Genomic DNA, 24,639 nt, shown 5'->3' on the forward strand with positions numbered 1-24,639 from the left:
TAACGGTGCAAAAATCAAGATTTGAAACTTTTTTCGCCATTTTTGCGCATTAACGAACCGGTTCAGCAGTCGGGGGGGCAGGTCTAAAATCCCACTGCTTTGAAATCCCCTCGCGGTTCGAGGCCCTAGTGCTTTGATGTTGCTTGCACCTTTTTGGCTGCGAGCAAGCGGTATGTCGCATGCTCTGTCGATGCGCGGCATTGGAATTCCCAGTCTTTGGAAATGCATGAGAAGGAACACTAACGCGGCCGGGTAGCCGCGAAGGGTTGAGTAAGAATGGCGATCCAGAACGGAAATGCCCCCGCCGCAGATCTAGGGCTTCGCGCGCTAGCTCTGTTCCTGCGCCTCCATGGCGTGAATACTGTGCCGGACCAGCTCCGCGATCGTTGCGGGAGCGACGAGATCGGCGTCCGCGCGATGCTTCGCTGCGCGCGCGAATTCGGAGTCAAGGTCCGCTCGCGGACAATGGATTGGACCCGCCTTGCGGGTATCCAGCTGCCCGGAATCGCCTCGCTGCGTGACGGTGGATTTCTGCTGCTGGGCAAGATCGACGACCAGGTGGCGCTTGTGCTGCACCCGACCTCGCCGCATCCGAGCCGGATGACGCGCGCGGAATTCGAAGCGATCTGGGATGGCGGTTTGATCTGTGCTGGATCACAGAGCCTCGCGCAGCGCGCACGTCATGCATTTGCCGGCATCCGCACGCGCTCGTTTGACCTGGGCGCCGGCCTGATGCACCGCGCCGGCGAGGGCCTGATGCGGGCTCGTGACGGTCTCACGAAGAGCTTCTTGGCGATGAGACCTGGCATCCTGATGCGCGGGCCTCGCGACGAGGCCGCAATCCATCCGGCGAACACAAACACCGAATCCCCGGCCGCCGGCGTCGAATCCGAACATGACGATGAATCCGGGCTCATTGCGCTGGCGATCTTGCTGCGTTGCCATGGCATCGCTGCCGACCCCGGCCAAATTCGTCACCGGATCGGCGCGGCGCGCCTCGGCGTTACTGAAATCCTGCGCTGCGCCAAGGATTTCGGACTCAAGGCAAAGGTGCAGAGGACGAGCTGGAACAGGCTTGCCGTCACCCCGCTGCCGGGAATTGCGGTGCTGCGCGACGGCAGCTTCCTGATCCTCGGCAAGGTTATCGACGACAAGCTTCTCGTTCAGCGCCCGCTGTCTCCGCGGCCCGAAGCAATCACCCAGGCCCAACTCGAGGCGATCTGGGACGGCGGCATCATCCTGATGGCCCGGCGCGCCAGCCTGACCGACCTCGCGCGGCGCTTCGATATCTCCTGGTTCGTCGGCGCCATGCAAAAGTATCGTCGCCTGCTCGGCGAGGTGCTGGCGGCGTCGTTCTTCCTTCAGATCTTCGCCGTTGTCTCACCGCTGTTCTTCCAGGTGGTGATCGACAAGGTGCTCGTGCATCGAAGCATGAGCACGCTCGACGTGCTGGTCGTCGGGCTTGTCGTACTGACCGTGTTCGAGGCCGTTCTCGAGACGCTGCGCGTCTATCAGTTCGCGCATACGACAAACCGTATCGACGTCGAGCTCGGCGCCAGGCTGTTCCGTCACCTGCTGGCGCTGCCGATCGCCTATTTCCAGACCCGCCGCGTCGGCGATTCGGTGGCGCGCGTCCGCGAGCTCGAGAACATCCGCCAGTTCCTGACCAGCTCGGCGCTCACGCTGGTGATCGATCTGCTGTTCACCGTCGTCTTCCTTGCAGTGATGTTCTATTACTCGACGACGTTGACGTGGATCGTGCTGGCGTCCTTCCCGCTCTACATCGGCATCTCCGCGGGAGCCGCGCCGCTGTTCCGTCGGCGCCTCGACGAGAAATTCAATCGCGGCTCCGAGAACCAGGCCTTCCTGGTCGAGAGCGTCACCGGTATCGAGACGCTGAAGGCCATGGCGGTCGAGCCGCAGATGCAGCGCCGCTGGGAGGAGCAGCTCGCCGGCTATGTGTCCGCAAGCTTCCGCGTGCTCAGCCTGAACAACACGGCGAGCCAGGCGGTCCAGATGATCAACAAGCTGGTCATCGCCGCGACCCTTTACTTCGGCGCCCGCCTGGTGGTCAGCGGGGACCTGACTGTCGGTGAGCTCGTCGCGTTCAACATGCTGGCCGCGCGTGTCAGCGCGCCGGTTCTGCGACTCGCGCAGATCTGGCAGGACTTCCACCAGGCCCGCCTGTCGATCGATCGTCTCGGCGACATCCTCAACACCATTCCCGAGCCGAGCTTCACGCCGGCCCGCGCGGCGCTGCCACCGATCCGCGGTCAGGTCACATTCGAGCACGCGACTTTCCGCTACCGCATCGACGGCCCCGAGGTGCTGCACGACGTGTCCTTCAGCGTCGAGCCAGGCCAGGTCATCGGCATCGTGGGTTCGTCGGGCTCGGGCAAGAGCACCATCACCAAGCTGATCCAGCGTCTCTATGTCCCGGAAAGCGGGCGCGTGCTCGTCGACGGCGTCGACCTCGCGATGGTCGATCTGAGCTGGCTGCGGCGCCAGATCGGCGTCGTGTTGCAGGAGAACGTACTGTTCAACTGCACGGTTCGCGACAACATCGCGCTGGCCGATCCGGCGATGCCGATGGAGCGCGTCATCGAAGCGGCGGAGCTAGCCGGCGCCCACGACTTCATCCTCGAACTGCCGGAGGGTTACGACACCGTCGTGGGTGAGCGCGGCAGCAGCCTGTCCGGCGGGCAGCGCCAGCGAATCGCAATCGCGCGTGCACTCATCACCGATCCACGCATCCTGATCCTGGACGAGGCGACCAGCGCGCTGGACTACGAAAGCGAGCGCGCGATCCAGCAGAACATGAGGCGGATTTCCGCCGGCCGGACCGTGTTCGTCATCGCCCACCGGCTGTCGACGGTGCGCAATGCAAGCCGGATCATCACCCTCGAGCATGGCCGCATCGTCGAGGACGGCAGCCATGACGAGCTGATCCGCACCAACGGCCGTTACGCCAACCTCCATTATCTGCAGGCCGGTATCCATGACGTCCGCTAGCCGCAATGTCGTCGCGTTCCCGAGACGCGAACCTCGCCGCCGCGAGCACGAAATCGCCTTTCTGCCGGCGGCGCTCGAGATCGCCGAATCGCCGCCGTCGCCGATCGGGCGCGCGATCGGGGCCTGCATCATCGCCGCGTTCTGCATCGCGCTGTTGTGGGCGACGCTCGGCAGCGTCGATATCGTCGCCAGCGCGACCGGCAAGATCGTGCCGGGCGGGCGCACCAAGCTGATCCAGCCGTTCGAGACCGGTGTGGTCCGCGCCATCCGCGTCCGCGACGGCCAGAGCGTCAAGGCCGGCGACGTCCTGATCGAGCTGGATCCGACAATGACGGAAGCCGACCAGGAACGCCAGAAGAGCGATCTGCTTGCAGCCGAGCTGGACGTCGCGCGGCTGCGCGCCGCGCTGGCCGCAGACCCGCTCGCGGCCTTCCGGCCGCCGCAAAACGCAAGTGCGGCCGAAATCGAGATGCATCGCCAGTTCCTGATCAGCCAGCGCGCCGAACAGAGCGCAAAGCTTTCTGAAATCGAGCGTCAGCAGGGGCAGAAGGAGGCGGAACGGGCGACCACATCGGCGAGCGTCGACAAGCTGGAGGCGACGATTCCGGTACTGAAGGAGCGCGTCGATATCCGCAAGGGTCTCGTCGAGAAGGCATTGGCGTCGAAGGTCGTCTATCTCTCCGAATATCAGGAACTGGTCGCCATGCAGCAGGACCTCGTCCTGCAGCAGAGCCGGCTGCGCGAAGCCGATGCGGCGATCGCGCTGCTGAAGGAGACCAAGGACAAGACTGCCGCGGAGTATCGCCGCGCGACCTATGATGCTCTTGCGAAGGCCGAGCAGAAAGCTGCGAGCGCCGCGCAGGAGGTGGTCAAGGCGGAGCGGCGAACGAAACTGCAGAGCCTGACCGCACCGGTCGACGGCGTCGTGCAGCAGCTTGCCGTTCATACGGTGGGCGGCGTGGTGACGCCCGCTCAGGCGCTGGCCGTCGTGGTCCCGAGCGAGAGCCAGCTCGAGATCGAGGCCATGCTGTCGAACCGCGACATCGGCTTCGTGCATCCCGGCCAGAAGGCGGAGATCAAGGTCGATACGTTCAACTTCACCCGGTACGGGCTGCTTCATGGCGATGTGCTCAGCGTGTCGACGGATGCCATCACGCGCGAAAAGCAACAGGGCAACCCCAATGACCGGACATTGGGCGCGGCGCAGAGCAGCAGCGAGCCTAAAGGTCAGGAGCTGGAATACGCCGCGCGCGTTTCGCTCGACCGGACGCACATGCAAATCGAGGACAAGCTCGTCAAGCTCGGGCCGGGCATGGCGGTGACGGTCGAAATCAAGACCGGCACGCGCAGGATCATCAGCTACCTGCTGTCGCCGCTGGCACGCTACCGGCAGGAAGCCCTGCGCGAACGCTAAAGCGAAGCCCGTCGCCGGACGTTGCGGCCGGGCGGGGCGCCACGCGCGTGAGAGCGAAGCTCGTCGCGGTGGCGCCCGTCGTTAGGACGATTGCGGTGAAATTGCCGGTGGATTGGCACATGCGCTATCGGCGCAGCGCTTCCAGACGCGATTTCGCCTCATGAACTCCCGCGGCGTTGGCCTTGGCGTAGAGGTCTTGCGCCCTGCGCTCGTCGCCGCGCGTGCCGTAAGTCCCCCACTTCGCAAGAATCAGGGGATCGTAGGTTTCTGCCAGCGCGAAGCTCGCCTGGGCGCTGCCCATTTCCACGGCGCGCTCGAGTACAAGCCGCGCCGCGCCTATGTCGCCCTGACGCAACAAGGAGCTCGCCCGCGCAACCAACCCTCCGGCTTCCGCAGCCTGCTCGGGAGCAGGCTGGGCAACCGCGCGAGCAGGCGCCGCTCGCGTCTGTTCGGCGGTTGGATTGGTGGCCACTTCGATGGACTTGTCCCGCGCGGTCGCACCGGTCGTCAACGCCGCGCCGTGCGCCTTGCGATCCTCGGCCTCATACGCATGGATTGCGCTCCGCGACAAAGGGAGGTGCTGGGGCTGCACGTCGATCCTGGCGCGCAATTGTCTCAATTCGGCAGCGCTGGCTTCCGCCGCCTGCTTCTGCAGCAAGATTTCCTCGCCTGCCTTTGCCGCCCGCGCCGTCTGGGTCTCGCTGTCGCGATGCGCTGCCGCCAGATCTTGCTCCAGCCGCGCGGACCGCTCACGCTCCTTTTGCAGGTCCGCCGCAGCGCTCTTTCCCACAGCTTGCAGCCGGGACGTTTCCTTGCCCGCTTCGGTCACCAGCACGGCCTTGCTCTCGACGTCACGTCGCGCCGCCGCGAGATCCTGCTCCAGCCGGGCGGACCGCTCACGCTCCTTTTGCAGCTCGGCCGCACCGCTCTTCTCCACCGCCTTCAGCCGGGACGTTTCCTTGCCCGCCTCGGTCACCAGCACGGCCTTGCTCTCGATATCACGGCGCGCCGCCGCAAGATCCTGCTCCAGCCGGGCGGACCGCTCATGCTCCTTTTGCAGCTCGGCAGCACCGCTCTTCTCCACCGCCTTCAGCCGGGACGTTTCCTCGTCTGCTTTCGTCGCCAGCGCCGTCTTGGTCGCGACATCGCGCCGCGCTGCCGCGAGATCCTGCTCCAGCCGGTCGGCCCGCGCCGCTTGCAGTGAGTTCTGCAACTCCGCCGCACCGCTTTCCCTTTCCCGCTTCAGTCGGGCGGTTTCCTCGCCTGCTTTCGTCGCCAGCGCGGTTTGCGTCTCGACATCGCGGCGCGCAGCCGCAAGATCCTGCTCCAGCCGCACCAGTCGCTCACGTTCGTCCGGTGTGGATTTGTGAACCGAAGCCGCGCCGCTCTCGGCCGCCTGCCTGAGCTCCGCTGCTTCTTCACCGGCTTTGCGGGCCTGCGCCTCGAAGGCGTAGATCGTGCTTCGCGTCTGGGAAAGCTCCTGTGTCAGCGCGTCGGCCTTGGCACGCGAGTCCCGCAGCTCGGCGGCCCCGGCCTCCACCGTCCGCTTCTGCCGCAGGGCTTCATCGGCCGCCTTTGCCGCCAGCGCGGTCTGGGTCTCGGCATCACGCCGCGCGACCGCAAGATCCTGCTCCAGCCTTTCGGACCGCTCTCGCTCCTTTTGCAGGGAGCCCTGCGACTCGGCCGCTCCGCTTTCGCTTTGCTGTTTCAGTCGGGAAACCTCCTCGCCGGCTTTGGTCGCCAGCGCGGCCTGGGTCTCGACGTTGCTGCGGGCAGCCGCAAGGTCCCGCTCCAGCCGTGCGAACCGCTCACCTTCGTCGGGTGTGAATTTGCTGACCGAAGCCGTGCAGCTTGCAACCGCCTGCCTGAGCTCCGTCGCTTCGTCTCCGGATTTGCGGACTTGGGCTTCGTATGCGTAGATCGAGCTCCGCGACAGCGAGAGGTCTTGTGCCAGCGCCTCGGCTCGTTCGCGCAATTGCCTGAGCTCGGCAGCTCCGACGTCCGCTGCCTGCTTCTGCCGCAGGGCTTCTTCCTTTGTCGTTGTCGCCAACGCCATCTGGGTCTCGACATCGCGCCGCGCTGCCGCCAGATCCTGCTCCAGCTGCGCGCTCCGCTCGTGCTCCCTTTGCAGGGCCGACTGCAGCTCCGTAGCGCCGCTTTCACGCATCCCCTTCAGCTGGGAAACCTCCTCGCCTGCCTTTGCCGCCAGCGCCGTCTGAGTCTCGACGTTGCGGCGCAATGCCTCGAGATCCTGCTCGAGCCGCGCGGACCGCTCGCGCTCCCGCTGCAGATCCGCCGCGCCACCTTCCGCCGCTGCTTTCAGCCGAGACGCTTCCTCACCCGTTTTTGTCGCCAGCACGGTCTGGGTTTCGACATCACGCCGCGCTGCCGCCAGATCCCGCTCCAGGCGCTCCGCCCGCTCACGCGTCTCTTGCAGGGAGTTCAGCAACTCCGCGCCGCCCTGCGCGGCCTGCTTCTCATCGGCCGCCTTGTCCGTCAACGCGGCCTGGGCCTCGATATCGCGGCGCGCCGCCGCGAGACTCTGCTCCATCGACTCGGCCCGATAGCGCTCTTGCTCGAGACGTTGCAGCAACTCGATGTCACGTCTTGCATTCGTCAGTTCGCAGGAGAGCGACTCCGCCCAGTTGTATTCCCGTTTCGAGGCCTGCCCCGTGTCGCCGACGCTCGCTTGGGCGACCTGCACCGGTCTGTCATTGCCGCCTCGACCCGGCGGCAAGGCTTCGGGAGCGCCGTTCCTTGCCGCTTCGATGAAAGCGGGACTACCGGCAGCCGCCGAATGCTGCGGTTGCGTCGAAGGGCGCGCCGGATCTGGGGAAGCCCGTGTTTCCGGCGCGCACATCATTGCGAGCATGGCAGCAGTCGTCCACGACAGCGCGGACCGTCCCGCCTTGGGCAGCAGGCGGCGCGACGAATCTGCGATGTCGCAGCCGGCAACTGCCTTGTCCTTGAGGATCACCGGGCCCATCCGCAATCACCTGTCGCGTGGCGACACGATCTGTTGAGGTACGGCATTATGCGCCGTACCGCAGCGCGAAGCCTACAGCCCGCATGGAGGACCCCACCCACCCCTTTCGGGTTAGGCCACAGGTCACGGCTTCACATAGGACCAGCCCTTCTCCTGCAGTTCCATCACGCGCACGACGCCTGACTTCACCACCTCCGCCTGGCGAACAATCGGGATATCCTTGTTCTCGGCCTTGTGCATTTTTTCCTGGGTATTGCCACAGGCCTTGAACGAGACCTCCGGCGTGCTCAGCGCCATTTCCTCGAGACGGGCTTTCACCGGCGAGGTGTCGTCGCGCAGCATGTGCAGGCCGGGTCCGAAGGTGACCACCTCGATTTTCACCTTCTCGCCGAGATCCTTGTAGTATTGCGCAACGTTGACTGCGTTGTTGAGCGCGAGATTCATGGCTGCGGGATCGTTCGTGTTCACCTGCAGGATCAGGTTGTGCGACTTGGCGTTGGATGGAAGCCGGGCGTTGGCGTCGAGAGGAGATCGTTCCCTCTTGTGGGTGGTCGCCTTGCGCGAGATATGAACCCTTTGGACCTTTTCTGAAACGTGCTGATAGTCCGCAGTGCGGTTCGTTGTTGTCGGTGTCCAGTACCGTCCGCCGCCTTGCTCCGCCGCAGCGTATGAAGCGGCCAGGAGCGCCGTTGCGGCTCCGATGATGGTTACCTTCGCAATATGCTGAAACACGCGCATGGATACCTCCTGTTAAAGACACGTTATTGAAATCCCTAGCCGTTGGGTTTTGCGGTCGGTTGTGGCCACCTGCAGGCAGCGGTGATCTTCGCGCGCACCACATCCATCCCGCCCAACGGAAACACCGCATCCAGCGCCGGTCCGGTACGGGGTGCGAGGTGAATATTGAGACCTCCGCCGTCCGGAAGGGACTGCAGCAAGCGAACCACGTCACCGCCGAACGCAACGCCGGTCCCGGACGCAGGCACAGCTGCCGCTACTTGCTGCGGCGGACCGTCGTTGATGCGGTAGGAAATCGCATATCCATCGCCGCGACCGGACACGCGGGAGCCCGCGACGATCAGTTCGCTCCGCCCGCCATGGCAGCGAATCGAAAGCGTCATTGCGCTTTCGCCAGCACCGTCGCGCGATGACGTCGTGGCGGTGGCGACCGGTGAATAGTCGAGCGGTGAAGTCGTCAGGCTGACGACCCAGCTGTTACCCAGGTTCGCCTGGGGCAGCGCCGACGCCCGCGGTGTCTTCTCGGAGCACTCCGGCCGTTCGGAGCGTTCCTTGGCGGAGCAATCGCGGAGCTGAGCGATCTGGCGATATCCTGCCGCCTGCGCCGAAGCAATGCCGCTTGCGAGCAAGACTCCAGCCACCGCGCAGGTCGCCGCGCGTCTCATTGCGATGTATTTGCGGCGGCGCGCGGCTCGCGATCGAGCCACGCCTGCGCTGCGGGGAAGCGCGTCAGGCCGGGAACGGTCGCGGCGAGATTGATCGTCTTCCACTTTTGGTCGAAGCCCGGCTGCTGCAGCTTGTCGATCCGCGAGAACAGATACTCCACGAAGCGCGCAAGGCGCTCATAGCGGTTCGATTTGGCCGGAAAGTTGAAAGCCACCAGGGCGGTCGGCACGGCGATTGTCGTGACGCGCTCGCCCTGCTTGATGAGATTGGGATACTCCGTGGCCTCGAGCGAGGCGGGAAGATAAAAGTCTTCGAACCTCCTGTCATAGGGAACAGGCAGGAACTTGAACCCCGGGTCCCAGCGGCCGCGCACGAAGGCATCCACCGGCTTCGAGGTGATGAAGACGACCGCGGCCATCTCGCCCTTGCGCATCTGCTCGAGCGCGACCTGATGGGGAATGAACGTTTTTTCCACATCGAGGCCAAGGCGGCTGAAGATCAGCGGCCCCGAATAGGCCGCCGCGGTACCCAGATTATTGAAGTTCACCTTCTTGCCGGCGAGATCGCTCAGGCTTTGGATCTCGGGACGAACGAAGATATGCAGTTCGGACGGAAACAGGTTCAGCACGAAAGCCAGCCGTTGCTGGATATCCGGCACCTGGCTCCTGTATTCCTCGAGCACGTCGGAATTGATGATGGCGGCATCGATGCCGCGCAAATACAGCAGCGAGTTCACATTCTCCGTCGGCCCGCGCGTCACGACCGGCAACACATGCAGCTTGTCGCCATCGTCTACCACGCGGGCGATTTCGGCCGCGAGACGAATGGGCGCGCCCTCGAGCAGGCCCCCGGCGAGGCCGATCGTCCAGGCATTCATCGTCACCTGCGGCTTTTGCGGCGGCGGCTCACGGCGCAATTGACGCGGTGCAGCAGGTTGCGCCTGTGCATCCACGTTTGACAGCGGAACGGTCGTGAGCAGCGGAATCAGCAGCGCCAGCATGCGCAACGGGTGCAATTCCCTTTTTGCGGTCTGTCCCATGGGATCTCCGCCCTCGCCGATCGGTGATTTTGTCGTAGTTTCATGCAGTTCATCGGCGCGCGCTATTTCTCCCCATGGGGGAGCCCACTACTCCTTCCGGATTATCCATTGTGCGTGTCCCCCCACGCCGCGGCAGCGAGGGACCGGTCACCGGCACCAAACATCCGGGATTTCCCTCACTCCAGCCCCGCGGACGGCAGACGTATCGCCACTCGAAGTCCCCCGAGTGGAGACCGGTCCAGGCTAAGGGATCCGGCGTAAAGCTCGGTGAGTTCCCGCGTGATCGACAGCCCGAAGCCGAATCCTGGAGAGCTTTCGTCGAGCCGTTGGCCGGCCTGCACCGCCTGCGACATCTGCTCCGGCGAAAGCCCCGGTCCATCGTCCTCGACGACGAGGACGACACTTCGCGTCTCCTCGCGAGATTCGACGACAACCTTGCTGCCGCACCAGGAGAAGGCGTTCTCCAGCACGTTTCCCAGCATCTCGTCGACGTCCTGCTGTTCGCAGGCTACCGCCAGGCCGGCTGGTATATGATTGACGAAATCGATCGTCTTGTCGGCGTTCACTTTGCCGAGGACGAGACCGAGATCCGCGACGCGTGGCGCGATTACTGTTCTTGTCCGAACCGGACCGCCAAGTGCGGCCGATCGGGCGCGGCCCAGATGATGCCGGATGCGCCGGTCCATTAGGACGACGAGACCGTGAAGATCCTCTGAGCCTGACGATTGCTTCTGCAGCGCGACCGCCAGCGTCGCAAGCGGCGTCTTCAGTCCGTGCGCCAGATTCGAGACGTGTTTGCGCGCCCGCTGCAGGTTGGTGGCGTTCTGAACCAGCAGCGCATTCAGTTCGGTGGCCAATGGCTGCACCTCGCCCGGCTGCGCGTCGGGCACGTTGTCGCGAAGTCCAGCTCTTACATCGGCGACCGCCTGACGAAGTCGTTCGAGGGGACGCAACCCCAGACGAACCTGGATCAGCATCGCTAAGATCAATGCGATGCCGAGCACCGCGAGCGACAAGGCCAACGTGCGCATTGCTTCCCACAACGGCCCGCGCACCGCGTCTCTCGGCGCGGAGGCCACGATCGTGACAGGAGTGCCGGACACCGCGACGTTCAAAATGCGAAAGTGGAGTACGTTGTCGTATGGACCCTTGCCGTCGGCAGGCAGCGGGCGTTCTCGCGGAGGCGGATCTTCGCCGATCGGGGGAGGCGGCGGCGGGGGCGGCAGGGGTCTGTTGCTGATATCGGGAGGAGCCAGATCCGCTCCGTCGAGCGACCGCGACCGCAAGGCGTTCTTTGGCCCCAAAATCTGCCAGTACCAGCCGCGTCGGCGTCGATCGAATGGCGGCCCGTCGGCGGATCCCGCCAGACGAATGTTGCCGGCGCCGTCGGCTTCAAGCATGGACGCGAGGAAGAGGATCTGCGCGTCGAGCCTCTGATCGATCTGCCCCTGCACGAATCGATGCAGCACGAACGATATCAGGATCGCGGCGACGATCAGGGCTGCGGTGATGAACACGCCGGCTCCGATCATGAGGCGCCGGCCGAGCGATGCATTCCGGCTCATCATGGGGATCCCGAGTTGAGCTTGTAGCCGCGGCCCCTTTCGGTCTCGATCAGCGCCTTGCCGACCTTGCGCCGGAGCCGCGCGACGATCACTTCGATGGAATTCGAATCCGTCCCGACGTCGCCCTCATAGACCTTTTCCGACAGCAGGCCTCGCTCGACCACGGTGTCCTTGCGCAGGATCAGGCATTCGAGAACACGCCACTCCAACCCGGTCAGCTTCAACGGCAATCCATCGAGCTCGAACACGCCGGTCTGCGTTTCGAAGCTCAGGGGTCCGCAGGAAATTCGCGGCACAGCATGCCCCGAGGCGCGACGGACCAGCGCGCGAAGGCGCATGACCAGTTCCTCGATCCGGAATGGCTTGGTGAGATAGTCATCGGCCCCGGCCTTGAAGCCTTCCACCTTGTCGGTCCAGCCGTCGCGCGCAGTCAGGATCAGCACCGGCAGGTGCCGGCCCTGCTTCCGCCAACCGCGCAGCACCTCGACGCCGGGCACTTTGGGCAGCCCGAGATCGAGCACTGCGGCATCGTAGGATTCGGTTTCGCCGAGGTGCTGTCCGTCCTCGCCGTTGGCGGCGATGTCGACCGCGAAATTCTCCTCACGCAGGGCTCGGGCGATCTCTTGCGCGAGCAGGCGATCGTCTTCGACCAGAAGGATTTTCATTCGGCTCACACCTCGGACCGGAACTAGGCGCCCAAGCTTAACTCAAGCTGAACGGAACGGTTCAGGCTGGATTGGGGACAGTGTCCTAGGCTTCAGGCATCGCAATCATGAAAGGAGCGTCCAATGACCGAAAGCGATGCACAGAGGGATACGAGCCCGTCGCTGCCTGGGCGCCGGCAGGTCCGGCATCGTGGCCTGTTGGCAGGGGCCGCGCTTGCCGTGCTTGTCGCCGGCGCAGCGGCCGGTGCCGGTGGCGTTCGCGTCGCCCAGAATTGGCCGCCGCGCAGCGTCATGCTGCTGCAGCCGACCGCGATCGACAGGCTGCAACCCGGCGGTCCGTCCGCCGTGCGCGGCAACGTCGCTGAGATCTTCGGCCACATGTTCTTGATGGAGGACGGCGGCGGCCGCGCCCTGATCGATCTCGGACCGCGTGGGGATAATGCCGATGCCGTCACCAGGGGAGAGATCGTGACGGTCCAGGGAATGTTCGATCAGGGGATCTTCCGCGCTCAAATCGTCTCGCATGCCGACGGCCGAACCGAAGCCTTCGGTCCTCCGCCGCATCCGCCTCGCGGCGCGCCACCGCCGCCTCCGCGGGCCGACGGGCCGCCTCCGCCGCCGCCCCCAGGGACACCACCCCCACCACCGCGGGCTGACGCCCCGCCACCACCGCCCGGAGCACCGCCACCGCCCCCTGGGCCCAAAGCGCTTTGAGCAAATCACGAACAGTAGAAAATCAGGAGATCAGGATGTCGGAAGACCAGATCAAATTGTCCGGCAGGATCGTGCACGTTTTTGCGCACCGCTTTGTGGTTCAGACCCCGAAAGGCATGGTGCTTGCCGATCTCACGCCGCATGGAGCAGACCTCGTCAAGCTCCGGATCGGAGCCGATGTCGAACTAGAAGGCGAGCAGAAGCCTTCTGAGCTCAAGGTGACGCATTTCGCGTGCGATGGCGCGGGCGTGACGATCCAGCACAAGAAGAAGCCCGAGCACGCCCACCACGAACCCGTAGACCCCGCCGCAGCGATCGAGGCCGCTCGCTCGGCCGGGTTCGAACCGATGGGTACGCCCCGTCGCAAGCCCAAGCATTTCGAAATAGACGGCCGGCGCAACGGCGAGACCTACGAACTGCACGTCGAATTGGGCGGACGAATCCGGAAAGCCAAGCTCGTCGGCAACGGACACGAAGCTGCTTGACGCTTAGGGGACGACTGACGCCGCTCTGAGCAGCCGTAACAGGAAACCGGACCCGAACCGGACTCAACCGGCTCGGGTGCGTCGAGGATCTCATCGGACAGGCAGTTTGTTTAATCAAGCATCGGGATGCAACGTGTCGATAGCACCGACGGCCTCATACAGCGCAAGTCCAGAGAAGGCGCTCCGTCCGCTGCTCGCGCTGAACTTCTTCATCGCCGACATGCAGGCCGGCATCGGGCCGTTCCTCGGCGTATTTCTGCTCGCGCAGGGCTGGCAGGCCGGCTGGATCGGGACGGTGATGACGGCGGGCGGCGTTGCTGGGATGTTGATGACGACGCCGGCCGGAGCCCTGATCGACGCCACGCGCAGCAAGAAGCTGTTCGTCATCATCCCCGGCATCTGCAGTGTCGTCGCCTCCGGCATCGTGCTGCTGTCACAGGAGTTCTGGCTCTTGGCAGCCTCACAGGTCGCGACGGCGATTGCCGGCGCCGCGATCGGTCCGGCCGTCGCCGGCATCACGCTGGGTATCGTCCGCCAGGCAGGCTTCAATCGACAGAACGGCCGTAACCAGGCCTTCAACCACGCCGGCAACATGGTCGGCGCCGGGCTGTCCGGATTCGTCGGCTGGGTGTACGGCTTCACCGCGGTGTTCTGGCTCGCGGCGGTCTTCGGTGTTCTCTCGATCGCTTCCGTTATGATGATCCCGAGCGCGTCCATCGACGACGACGCAGCCCGCGGGCTCGAACGCGAGAGCACGGACGACAAGCGCGCGAGCGGGTTGCAAGTGCTGATCGAATCGAAGCCATTGCTGATCCTCGCCGCAACTCTGCTGTTCTTCCACCTCGGCAATGCGGCGATGCTCCCGCTGTACGGCCTGGCGGTCGTGGCCGACAAGCAGGCCGACCCCGCGAGCTTCGTCGCGATGACCATCGTCATCGCCCAGGGCACCATGATCCTGACCTCGCTGGTTGCGATGCGGATGGCCGAAAGGGAGGGCTACTGGCTGGTCATGCTGGTGTCGTTCATCGCCTTGCCGGTCCGGGGCATCATCGCGGCGTGGCTCCTGAACAGCTGGGGCGTTTATCCGGTACAGATTCTTGACGGCGTCGGCGCGGGATTGCAGAGCGTGGCAGTGCCCGGCCTCGTCGCGCGGATTCTCGACGGGACCGGGCGGATCAATGCCGGCCATGGCGCGGTCATGACGGTCCAAAACATCGGTGCCTCGCTCAGCCCTGCGATCGGTGGCTGGATCGCGCAGGAGTTCGGGTACGGGCCGATGTTTCTCATTCTCGGTGGCTGCGCCACGGTCTCAGTCGCGCTGTGGAGCGTCTTCGCGCCGTTGTTGAAGCCTGCTTGTGCGACAAAGCCCGGGCACGCATCGGATGCAATGGTTTCAAGCGCCGCGAGTGTCGCCTGATGTTCACTCACAACGCCGCGACCTGGGGAATCGCCGGTCTTGCGACCTTGGGCGTCATTGCACGCCCCTGGAATCTGCCGGAATACATCTGGGCAGTGACCGGCGCCGTCCTGCTGATCGCCTTCGACCTGTTGCCGTGGCGAGACGCCGTCGCGGCGGCAGGCAACGGAACGGACGTCTACTTCTTTTTGATCGGCATGATGCTGCTGGCCGAGGTCGCTCGGAAAGAGGGCTTGTTCGATTGGTTCGCCGAACTCGCCGTCAAGCATTCGCGCAACTCAGCGTCGCGGTTGTTTTCGATCGTCTATGCGGTCGGTACGCTGGTCACCATTTTCCTGTCGAACGACGCCACCGCCGTCGTGCTGACGCCCGCGGTCTACGCCGCGACCCGTGCCGCGAAGGTCGAGCCGCTGCCGTATCTTTTCGTCTGTGCGTTCATCGCCAACGCCGCCAGCTTCGTGCTGCCGATCTCTAATCCGGCCAACCTCGTGTTGTTCGGCGCGCGGATGCCGACGCTGCCGCAGTGGCTGCACTACTTCCTGCTGCCCTCGATCGTGGCGATTGCAGCGACCTTCATCATGCTCCGGCTCAGCCTGCGGAACAGCCTGTCGGGTAGTGTCGATGTGCGCGACGGAGAGCCGGCCGTGCTTGCCAGAAGTGCCGCGATCGTCGCCGCCGGCATCGGCGCGACGGCGGCGGTCCTGCTCGCCACATCGGCGTTGGGTCTGGATCTTGGAATCCCGACATTTGCCTGCGGGGCGATGGTGACCGTGATCGTGCTCCTGCTCGGCCGCACATCGCCGCTATCGATCGCGCGCGATATCTCATGGTCGGTCCTTCCTCTCGTCGCCGGACTGTTCATCCTGGTCGAGGGCCTCAATCGCACCGGCGTGCTGCCGGCACTCGCGGAAGAGCTCGAGCGAACCGCCGCGCGATCGCCGCACGCAACCTCATGGGGCGCCGGCGTCATCACGGCGATTGCCTCGAACCTCATCAACAATCTGCCGATGGGTCTGATCGCAGCGACGACCACGCAAGCCGCGCAGGCGTCGCATCACGTCACCGGCGCAATCCTGATCGGCGTCGACCTCGGACCCAACCTTTCAGTCACCGGTTCACTCGCCACGATCCTGTGGCTGATCGCGCTGCGGCGCGAGGGTGAGCATGTTGGCGCGCTTCGCTTTCTGCAACTCGGCATTGTGGTCATGCCGCCGGCATTGGTACTTTCGCTGCTTGCGCTCTCGCTGTCTGCCTCATAAGAGCGGTTGCGGCTTCGATTGCCAGAAACGGGGGGAGCTCCAAGAGGGCTCAACTTCTCTTGGCGGGGCCGCGCATGTTGTGTAAGCGCTGCATACGCGCCGCCGGTCGCACAAAATCGTAGAAGATCGCGGCTTGGCGCACTAAATCGTGGAAATGGCGGAGAGAGTGGGATTCGAACCCACGGTACGGTTTCCCGCACACACGCTTTCCAAGCGTGCGCCTTAAGCCACTCGGCCATCTCTCCGGGAGGCCCTCTCTTGAAGGGCTGAGGCGGATTTTGCAAGGGAGCGCAGGCCGGGAGCGCGAAATTTCCACAACATATTGAAAACATTGGGTAAATTGATAGCGACGACAGCCGCGCGCTGCGCCTTGCGCGTGGACGCGCGCGATTTTGGCCGGCGGTCGGTCAGGGACCGGCGCAAATCAATGAGTTCATCCGATCGACGCGCCGTTTCGTCATTCCGGGGGCTCGCCGCAGGCGAGAGCCGGGAATCTATTGGGGCGCCTCACTCGTGGAAGAATGGATGCCGGGTTCTCGCCTTCGGGAGCCCCGTCGCGAGCATGCGAGGTTATGACCACTGACCGCGCAACACACTCAGTGCCGTCCCAGCGAAAGAGGGACCCATAACCACAAGTGCCGATTATTGCGCGATGCTGCTACGACGAGCCCCGTTCACAACATCCACCGCGGCGTATGGGTCCCTGCTGCCGTGCGCAATTGCGCACTAGGCAGGGACGACAGCACCGCGGATGGGCGAACCAACGCACCCACCCTGCATCGTCATGCTCGCTCAGTGATAGCGCGCGGCAAAATCCGCCGTGCGGCGCGGCCACAGGGTTGGTGGCTCCGGCAGCGCCGCGTTTCCCGCATTGTGCGTATCCTGCAGCGCCTCGATGAAGTCGGCGAACCATTGCTGGATGGTGCCGCTGTTGAGCTTCTCCATCATGGCTTCCCAGCGCATCCGCCGCTCGGTCAGCGGCATCGCGAGGGCCGTCGCCAAGGTGCGCGCCATGCCGTCGATATCGTGCGGATTGACCAGCAGCGCGGCGTCGAGCTCGTTCGCCGCACCGGCGAATTTCGACAACACCAGCACGCCGGGGTCCGCCGGGTTTTGCGCGGCGACATATTCCTTGGCGACCAGGTTCATGCCGTCCTGCAGCGGCGTCACGACGCCGACCTGCGCGGTGCGGTAAAGGCCTGCGAGCACGCCCTGGCCAAAGCCCTTGTTGAGGTAGCGGATCGGCGTCCAGTCGACCTCGCCATGCACGCCGTTGACGTCGGTAACGAGCTTCGCCACCTCGCTCTGCAGATTGCCGTAGGCTTCGATCGCGCCTCGCGAGGGCGTTGCGATCTGCAGCAGCGACACCGAACGTTTCAGGTTCGGATGCAGCGTCCACATCTTGTCGAACGCCTTGATGCGGTTGACGAGGCCCTTGGAGTAGTCGAGCCGGTCGACGCCGATCGCGAGCTTCTCGCCGTTGAGGCTGCGCCGCAGCCGCGTCACGTCGGGATGCGTCATCGCCTTGGTCGCCTGCTGCGCGAACTTGCCCGGATCGATGCCGATCGGAAACACCGCGGCGCGGGTGCGGCCGAACGACGAATTGATCACGCCGTCGCGCACCTCGAAGTCGAGATCGTGCTGCACATAGCTCAGGAAGTTCTCGCAGTCCTCATCGGTCTGGAAGCCGATCAGGTCATAGGACAGCATCGCCTCGATCAGCTCGCGATGATTGGGCACGCCCGCGATTACCGCGCGCGCCGGCCATGGCGTGTGCAGGAAGAAGCCGATCGGCTGCGTGACGCCGAGATCGCGCAGCTCGGCGCCGAGCGCGAGGAAATGATAGTCCTGGACCCAGAACACGGAATCCGGCTTGCGGAAGCGCAGCAACGCGCGCGCCATGAACGCGTTCACTTCGCGATAGCTCGCGTAGTCCTCGCGAGACGCACGAATCAGATCGGCGCGCGAATGCATCGCGGGCCACAGCGCCGAATTGGCAAAGCCTTCGTAATAGCCGCCATAGTGCGCGGCCGGCAGATCGAGCATCGCCAGCGCGCCCGCCCCGAGCGCTTCGACCTCTGCGAAAGGTTCCTTCAGGTTCCCGTCGCGGACGCGTCCGCTGGAACCAACCCATATTGCCCCTGTCTTTTCCACCACCGGCAACAATGCCGCAGCCAGCCCCCCCGTCATGGGTTCATTGGGTTTTCCGCGCGAGACGCGGTTCGATACGACGACGAGGTTCACCAGGTCCCCTCCTGTTGGTCAACTCGCGTATTAACAACCATTCATCAAGATGGTTCCTGACCAAGGAATCTCCCAATTGAAACCAAATTCTGGCGAACACGAACGGAACTCGCGGGAACTCGCGAAAAGAAAATTACGCGCGAGGTTGACGCCACGACGCAAAAGCACCGTATTCGATTCGCCTGCGATGAATGCGTTTCGGTTAGGACAGGCTGACGTCCCTATCAACGTCGAGCAGATGCGCGAGGAATTCGCGCACATCGCTCGGTCCGTCGAAATGTCCGGCGACGCCGGTTGCGCGACGGCCGACGGAGAACGCTAGACCGTCGAAATCGGGCATGATCGCGAACACGGTCTCGTCGGTGACGTCGTCGCCGATGAAGAACGGACGCCGCCCCTTGAACGGCTCATGCGTCATCAGCTCGAGCACGCCGGTCGCCTTGGTGAAGCCGGAATGCTTGATCTCGCAGACGCTCTTGCCCGGTAGCACCTCGATCGGCGCATTCGGCAACTCGGCGCGGATCAGCGACACCGCTTCATAGATCGCCTTCTCCGCCTGCGGCGCCAGCCGGTAGTGCAGCGCCAGCGAATAGCCCTTGTCCTCGAGCAGAATGCCGGGGCTGAGCTTTGCGATCGCGGCAAGACGGCGCTTCAACTCCTTGTCGAGCGGCGGCGCGTGTGCGGCGACCGCCTCGCTGTCCGGCTGCAGCCGCATCTCGGCGCCGTGGCCGCCGATCGCAGGAAACACTTCCGGCGCGAAGATCAGGTCGATGTCATTGAGGGAGCGGCCGCTGACCAGCGCCAGCGCGCCGTGGGTGCGCTCATGCAGCTGCTTCAGCGTGGTCGACAGTTCCGGCGGCACCCAGACCTCGCGCGGCGTCGGCGCGAAATCGAGCAGGGTGCCGTCGATGTCAAGCAGCACCGCGACCTGGCGGAGTGGCGGAATCAGCGACGCCTGCGTCGGCACGCTGTCCGTCTTGGCGTCAGGGGCGATGTCATCATCCATGGGCATCTCGGCCACGTCATGTTTCGTCATAGTCTACTCCACACATGCCAGTGGTCGCGCGACAGATTCGAGCGATTTCCGCTCGGCCGCGACGGCATAGCGCCATGCGACCGCTGCGGCGACCATCATGAGCGCCGACCCCAGCAGGTAGCCGGCGAAGACGCTGTTGCGCGATCCGGTGTCGATCAGCACGCCGAACAGCGCCGGTCCAATCACGCCGCCAATGCCGGTGCCGATCGCATAGAAGGCGGCGATCGCGAGCGCGCGGACCTCCAGCGGAAACGTCTCGCTGACGGTAAGATAGGCGGCGCTCGCGGCCGGCGAGGCAAAGAAGAAGATCACCATCCAGGCGATGGTCTGGGTCTGCGCGCTGAGCACGCCGATCGAGAACAGATAGCCGGACAGCGCCAGCAGCACGCCCGAGATGCCATAGGTCAGCGCGATCATGGTGCGGCGGCCGAGCGTATCGAACAGGCGGCCGAGCAGCAGCGGCCCGAGGAAGTTGCCGGCGGCGAAGGGCAGGATGTACCAGCCGACATTGCTGGCGGCGACACCGAAGAAGTCGGTCAGGATCAATGCGAAGGTGAAGAAGATCGCATTGTAGAAGAACGCCTGCGCGGCCATCAGCGTGAGCCCGACCAGCGAGCGCTGCCGGTAGGTGGAGAACAGCGTCGCCGCGACCTCGCGCAGCGGCGTGTGATCGCGCATCCGCAGCCTGATCTTCTCGAAGTCCGCGCTCGATTGTTCGTGGCCGAGCACGGAGGTCTCGATATCGGCGACGATCTTGTGGGCCCGGTCGGGATAGCCGTGGATCATCAGCCAGCGCGGGCTCTCCGGAATCCACATCCGCATCAACAGCACGACGAGGCCGAGCACCGCGCCGGTGAAATAGGCGATCCGCCAGCCGTGGTCCGGCGCAAGGAACGCGGGATCGAGCAGGATGATGGCGCTCAGCGCACCGATCGCCGCCCCGATCCAGAAGCTGCCGTTGATGACGAGATCGGTCCAGCCGCGATAGCGCGCCGGCACCAGTTCCTGGATGGTCGAGTTGATCGCGGTGTATTCGCCGCCGATGCCGGCACCGGTGAGAAAGCGAAACAGCGCGTAGCTCGCGACATTCCACGACAGCGCGGTCGCGGCGGTCGCCGACAGATAAAGCGCGAGCGTGATGAAGAACAGCTTCTTGCGCCCGATCCGGTCGGTGAGCCAGCCGAACCCCAGCGCGCCGAGCACGGCGCCGGCGAGATACGCGCTGCTGGCAAGACCGACATCGGCATTGGAGAAGCTCATCGTCGGGCTGTCCTTCAGCGCACCCGACAATGCACCCGCGAGCGTCACTTCCAGCCCGTCGAGGATCCAGGTGATGCCAAGCGCCACCACGACGCGGGTGTGAAAGCGGCTCCAGCTGAGATTGTCGAGCCGGACCGGAATCGAGGTCTCGATGATGCGGTCATCGTCCGGCGTGACCGGAGCCACGGCCTGTCGCGTCGTCGCGGAACTCAATTGTGTCGGCTGCACTGTCATCAGAATCGACCAATGAGAAAAACCCCGGAACGATCTGTTCCAAGGTTCACTCACCCGGAATTGCGGCAAACGGAGTGCCCGCCACGCGGTGTTAACGCGGCAGGCCGGCAAGGGTTCCCGCAATGCGGCATAGGAACCACGATCGCGGCGAACTGTTCTCGGCTCAAAACACACGGAGGCATCGATGGCCGCACACAAGAAAGCAACACGCAAGACGGCAAGGACATTACCGGCACGGTCCATGGGCACGACGCGGCGCAGGCGCGGCGCAAGCAAGAGGACGGCGAAGCGCTGGTCGCAGCGGGTGACAAAGGAGAGCGACGCGCTCGACCTCAAGCGCGGCGTGTTCAAGCAGACCAGCGCGAAGAAGATCGCATCATCGCTGAAGCGGTCCGCCGAGCACAGCGCGCGCCGCAAGAGCGGCGCCTATCGTTCCGCGCTCTCGATGCTGACCTTCTATATCAACCGCGCCGGCAAGACGCTGCCGAAGACCGAGCGATCACGGCTGGAGCGCGCCAAGGTCGAGTTGAAGCACCAGTTCGGACGGGATTAGTCGCATCATCCCGCCAACCAAACAGCGTCGTCCCGGCGCAGGCAATTAATTCGTCGTCCTGGCGAAAGCCGGGAGGTGGATTCACATTCGAAGTGCAACACTTGAGCAAAGGACTCGGCAGGCGTGCGGTAGTCAAGGCATTTGCGCGGGGTGTTGTTGTAGGCGGCGATGAACTGGCGGAATCTGGCGGTCGAGAGGGTTACGAGATCCGTCTTGCGGGGAATAAAGCGGCGCATCCTGCCGATGGCGTTCTCGATGCCACCCTTCTGCCAGGGGGCATGGGGATCGCAGAAGAAGGTCGCGATCGAGAGGCGGTGCAGCGCCAGGTGACCGGCGAACTCGGTGCCGTTGTCGAAGGTAACGCTCTGGCGCAGCTCTTGTGGAAGGGTCGCGAAGAAGCCCACGAGATGGCGGGCGACACCGCGCGCGACCTTGCTGGCAAGGCGGATGCCGAGCAGCAGCCGCGAGGTGCGTTCGTGCACGGTCAGCACGGCCTGACCGTATTTCGAGAACATCATCAGGTCGGCCTCCCAGTGTCCGGGCACGCTGCGGTCGGCCGCTTCGAGCGGCCGATTTGCCAAGGATACACGGCCTTCGATGAAGCTTGCGGGGCTGCCGCCCCGCTTGCCGCGGCAGCCGCGCTTGCTCTTGGCGCGCGGCAGATAGCGCCGCCAGTTGAAGTCCGTGGTGCGCCTGAGTTGGCGATAGATGAAGCGGTAGATGGTCTCGTGGGAGATCACCTTGCGCCCGTACTCGCGGGCCAGCCGGCCAGCGACCTGCTCGGGCGACCAGCCGCGGCGAAGGCGTTGCAACACCGCGCGGCGCAGGCCGGGCTCCCGTTCGAGGCGTCCGCCCGTCCAGCGCCGCGCTCGCATCTGGTGCTGGGCATAGCTCGGCTTGTAGCCGACCTGGCTCCCCCGATTGCGCCTCAGTTCCCGAGAGATCGTTGATGGCGAGCGATCCAGAGCTGCCGCGATTTGCCGGACCGAGCTGCCATTGGCCGATCGGCAGGCAATCTCGCATCGGTCGTCCAGAGAGAGCTGCTTGTAAGTCCGCCCCATGGCAACACCTCCTCAAGGAAGTGTTGCACTTCGTTTGTGAACTCAGGGGACCCATACGCCGCGGCCCAACAAAAGGGCACGCGGCGAGTTGCACTTAAAACAATAGTGAGTGGTGATTATGGGTCCTGGCTTTCGCCAGGACGACGATGGATAGATCCGCGCGCGCCTTATGCCGCGCGGATATTGGCCATAAAGCGGTCGAGCTCCTCGCGCAGCCGCGAGCTCTCGACCGACAGCGAGCGGGCCGAATTCAGCACCTCTTCGGAAGCAGCTCCGGTCTCGGTGGCGCCGCGATTCACCTGGGTGACGCTGGACGCCGCTTCCTGTGTGCCCTGCGCGACGTTCTGCACGCTGCGCGCGATCTCCTGCGTTGCCGCGCTCTGCTGCTCGACCGAGCTTGCGATGTTGGTCGCGATGCCGGAGATCTGCCCGATAGTGCCGCCGATCTCCTTGATAGCGGCGACCGATTCCTGCGTCGCCGCCTGCATGCCCGAGATATGGGTGGAGATCTCGTCGGTGGCCCTGGCGGTCTGGCTCGCCAGCGACTTCACCTCGGCGGCGACCACGGCGAAGCCGCGGCCGGCGTCGCCGGCGCGCGCGGCCTCGATGGTGGCGTTCAGCGCCAGCAGATTGGTCTGCTCGGCGATCGCGGTGATCAGCTTGACGACGTCGCCGATCTCCTGCGCAGCGCGCGAGAGCTTGCCGATCCGCGCGTCGGTCTGCTCGGCCTGACGCACGGCGGAATCGGCGATCTGGCTGGATTCCTTGGCGCGACGGCCGATCTCGTCGACGGACGCCGACAGTTCCTCGGTCGCGGAGGCGACCGATTGCATGTTGCTGGAGGCTTCCTCCGAGGCGCCGGCGACCTGGCTCGACAGGTTCTGCGTGGTCTCCGCAGTCCGGGTCAGCGTACCGGCCGCGGATTCGAGCTGCACGGCGGAGGCCGACACGTTGGAGACGATCGAGCCGACGGCGGATTCGAATTCGTCGGCAAAACGAATCAGCTCGTTGCGCCGCGCGGTCGCACTTTCCTTGTTCTGCGCTTCCTGGGTCGCGGCATCGCGTTCGGCCTTGGCGATCGCCTGGACCTTGAATTCCTCCACGGCGCCGGCCATCTCGCCGAGTTCGTCGCGGCGGCCGAGGCCCGGCAGCACAACGTCGAAATTGCCCGCCGCGAGCTCGCGCATCGCCGCACACATCGCCGCGATCGGTCGCGAAATGCCCTTGCCCAGCAGGAACGCCCAGACCAGCCCGAGCACGAAGCTGCCGGCGGCGAGCATCAGGATCAGCTGCTCGGTCTCGCCGATCATGGTGTGCGATTCGTTTTCAAGTCGCTTCTGGTCGGCGAGCAGATCGGACTTCATCGCCGCCGCGCCCTGGCTGATAGCGGCCGCGGACTCCGTCATCTCGACGGTCAGTTCGTCGATCGACTTCGCGTTCGCGATCAGCTTGGCGAGCGCCTCGCGGTACTCTTCGAGCAGCGCGGTGATGTCCTTCACGCTCTGGGTGATCCGCTCGTTATTCGAGGTGATCGCCTTCACGAGATTGTCGGCGAATTTCAGCCGGGCGAGCGCGCTCGAAGCGACCGTCTTGTCGCCGTTGACGACGAAGGTATTGACGGCCCCGGTGATCGACTGGAGCTGGTCGGTCACCTTCTTGGCGCCGAACTGGATCGACTGCAGCTCGGAATCATCGGCGTTGCTCGGAAGATCGTCGAGCTTGTAGCGCATCGAGGTCGCGCTGCGGGTCAGCTTGTTCTGCGCGGTCTGTGCGCTGTCGTCCTTGATGCGGACGATCTCGGCGAAGATCTTGGTGAAGGCGCGGAATTCGCGCTCCAGCTTGGTGATCTGCTCGAGCCGGGCCGGATTGGTGGTGCCCTTCATCGACGCCATGATGGCGTCCTTCAGGCTGCCCTCGGCGGCGAGCGCGGCCTTGGCGTCGTCCTCCTTGCCGGTCGCAACGAAGTAGCGCGCCAGCGAACGGTAGAAGATCAATTCGCGATCGATGTTGCGGGCCAGATCGGCTTCCGCGACGCTCTGGCGATAGGAGCCGACGCCGGCGGAGACCCGCTCGAAGCCCATATAGGCAAAGCCCATGGTGGCTGCCGAAAGCGCCAGCGTGACGGCAAAGCCGAGCATGATCTTGGCGCGAAATCTGAGGGTTGGGATCCTGATCGACAACGATCGCTTCAGCCCCGGCATTCCAACCCCCGTCTTCATTCTGAAAACCACGCGAGGTCCGGCAGCAACCCGCCCCAGACCCCGGAGCGCAAAACTAAGGCAGAATCGATA

General features: G+C 64.6%; 18 protein-coding genes and 1 tRNA gene. 6 read left to right on the plus strand and 13 right to left on the minus strand.

The window, feature by feature from the left end; translation table 11 throughout:
- Positions 1-363: 363 nt before the first annotated feature.
- Both ACVMB1_RS32020 and ACVMB1_RS32025 read left to right on the plus strand, forming a co-directional pair.
- Positions 364-3,012 carry a type I secretion system permease/ATPase gene (locus ACVMB1_RS32020; protein WP_244559016.1) on the plus strand — a complete coding sequence of 883 codons (2,649 nt, stop codon included), beginning with the start codon at positions 364-366 and terminating at the stop codon, positions 3,010-3,012.
- Positions 2,999-4,426, plus strand: coding sequence for an HlyD family type I secretion periplasmic adaptor subunit (locus ACVMB1_RS32025; protein WP_076834818.1), 1,428 nt, complete (start codon positions 2,999-3,001; stop codon positions 4,424-4,426). The genes ACVMB1_RS32020 and ACVMB1_RS32025 overlap by 14 nt, the downstream gene beginning before the upstream one ends.
- 124 nt (positions 4,427-4,550) lie before the next feature.
- On the opposite strand, the gene ACVMB1_RS32030 is transcribed toward ACVMB1_RS32025, so the two are convergent.
- From ACVMB1_RS32030 to ACVMB1_RS32060, 7 genes are all read right to left on the minus strand, one after another.
- Complete coding sequence (locus ACVMB1_RS32030; RefSeq protein WP_141341226.1) at positions 4,551-7,412, minus strand: coiled-coil domain-containing protein; 2,862 nt, start codon at positions 7,410-7,412, stop codon at positions 4,551-4,553.
- A gap of 123 nt (positions 7,413-7,535) precedes the next feature.
- Positions 7,536-8,150 (minus strand): DsrE family protein, encoded by a 615-nt coding sequence (locus tag ACVMB1_RS32035; RefSeq protein ID WP_057021157.1) that lies wholly within the window; start codon positions 8,148-8,150, stop codon positions 7,536-7,538.
- A 35-nt stretch (positions 8,151-8,185) separates the two neighbouring features.
- The gene (locus tag ACVMB1_RS32040; RefSeq protein ID WP_225643109.1) at positions 8,186-8,779 is read right to left on the minus strand and encodes a hypothetical protein; all 594 of its coding nucleotides are present in this window, start codon (positions 8,777-8,779) and stop codon (positions 8,186-8,188) included.
- Between the two features lie 32 nt (positions 8,780-8,811).
- Positions 8,812-9,816, minus strand: a complete 1,005-nt coding sequence (locus tag ACVMB1_RS32045) for a TAXI family TRAP transporter solute-binding subunit (RefSeq protein ID WP_057021156.1) — start codon at positions 9,814-9,816, stop codon at positions 8,812-8,814.
- Between the two features lie 215 nt (positions 9,817-10,031).
- Complete coding sequence (locus ACVMB1_RS32050; protein ID WP_456834681.1) at positions 10,032-11,420, minus strand: sensor histidine kinase; 1,389 nt, start codon at positions 11,418-11,420, stop codon at positions 10,032-10,034.
- A complete protein-coding gene (locus ACVMB1_RS32055; protein WP_076834811.1) occupies positions 11,420-12,085 on the minus strand; it encodes a response regulator transcription factor in 666 nt (221 codons plus the stop codon). Before ACVMB1_RS32055 ends, ACVMB1_RS32050 begins: the two co-directional genes overlap by 1 nt.
- Positions 12,086-12,190: 105 nt before the next feature.
- Complete coding sequence (locus ACVMB1_RS32060) at positions 12,191-12,649, minus strand: hypothetical protein (protein ID WP_158074248.1); 459 nt, start codon at positions 12,647-12,649, stop codon at positions 12,191-12,193.
- A gap of 185 nt (positions 12,650-12,834) precedes the next feature.
- Between ACVMB1_RS32060 and ACVMB1_RS32065 the strand changes: the two genes are divergently transcribed.
- The 3 genes from ACVMB1_RS32065 to ACVMB1_RS32075 all read left to right on the plus strand — a co-directional run bounded on the left by ACVMB1_RS32065 (position 12,835) and on the right by ACVMB1_RS32075 (position 15,960).
- Positions 12,835-13,284 (plus strand): hypothetical protein, encoded by a 450-nt coding sequence (locus tag ACVMB1_RS32065; protein WP_076834806.1) that lies wholly within the window; start codon positions 12,835-12,837, stop codon positions 13,282-13,284.
- A gap of 133 nt (positions 13,285-13,417) precedes the next feature.
- On the plus strand, positions 13,418-14,701 hold the full coding sequence (locus ACVMB1_RS32070) for an MFS transporter (RefSeq protein WP_283805990.1): 1,284 nt from the start codon (positions 13,418-13,420) through the stop codon (positions 14,699-14,701).
- Complete coding sequence (locus tag ACVMB1_RS32075) at positions 14,701-15,960, plus strand: arsenic transporter (RefSeq protein ID WP_076834804.1); 1,260 nt, start codon at positions 14,701-14,703, stop codon at positions 15,958-15,960. The genes ACVMB1_RS32070 and ACVMB1_RS32075 overlap by 1 nt, the downstream gene beginning before the upstream one ends.
- Positions 15,961-16,115: 155 nt before the next feature.
- Here the strand turns inward: ACVMB1_RS32075 and ACVMB1_RS32080 are convergent.
- The 4 genes from ACVMB1_RS32080 to ACVMB1_RS32095 all read right to left on the minus strand — a co-directional run bounded on the left by ACVMB1_RS32080 (position 16,116) and on the right by ACVMB1_RS32095 (position 20,734).
- Positions 16,116-16,205, minus strand: a tRNA-Ser gene (locus tag ACVMB1_RS32080).
- A 547-nt stretch (positions 16,206-16,752) separates the two neighbouring features.
- A complete protein-coding gene (locus ACVMB1_RS32085; protein WP_057021128.1) occupies positions 16,753-18,204 on the minus strand; it encodes a trehalose-6-phosphate synthase in 1,452 nt (483 codons plus the stop codon).
- A 202-nt stretch (positions 18,205-18,406) separates the two neighbouring features.
- The gene (gene otsB / locus ACVMB1_RS32090) at positions 18,407-19,240 is read right to left on the minus strand and encodes a trehalose-phosphatase (protein WP_057021127.1); all 834 of its coding nucleotides are present in this window, start codon (positions 19,238-19,240) and stop codon (positions 18,407-18,409) included.
- A gap of 3 nt (positions 19,241-19,243) precedes the next feature.
- Positions 19,244-20,734: an MFS transporter gene (locus ACVMB1_RS32095; RefSeq protein WP_244559015.1), complete on the minus strand. Its 1,491-nt coding sequence runs from the start codon at positions 20,732-20,734 to the stop codon at positions 19,244-19,246.
- 184 nt (positions 20,735-20,918) lie between these two features.
- Between ACVMB1_RS32095 and ACVMB1_RS32100 the strand changes: the two genes are divergently transcribed.
- On the plus strand, positions 20,919-21,287 hold the full coding sequence (locus ACVMB1_RS32100) for a DUF3175 domain-containing protein (protein WP_141343299.1): 369 nt from the start codon (positions 20,919-20,921) through the stop codon (positions 21,285-21,287).
- Between the two features lie 5 nt (positions 21,288-21,292).
- On the opposite strand, the gene ACVMB1_RS32105 is transcribed toward ACVMB1_RS32100, so the two are convergent.
- Together ACVMB1_RS32105 and ACVMB1_RS32110 are read right to left on the minus strand one after the other, a co-directional pair.
- On the minus strand, positions 21,293-22,348 hold the full coding sequence (locus ACVMB1_RS32105; RefSeq protein ID WP_253625294.1) for an IS30 family transposase: 1,056 nt from the start codon (positions 22,346-22,348) through the stop codon (positions 21,293-21,295).
- 167 nt (positions 22,349-22,515) lie between these two features.
- A complete protein-coding gene (locus ACVMB1_RS32110) occupies positions 22,516-24,549 on the minus strand; it encodes a methyl-accepting chemotaxis protein (protein WP_141342737.1) in 2,034 nt (677 codons plus the stop codon).
- Between the last annotated feature and the right edge of the window lie 90 nt (positions 24,550-24,639).

This window comes from Bradyrhizobium sp. USDA 4504 (genome assembly GCF_054063995.1).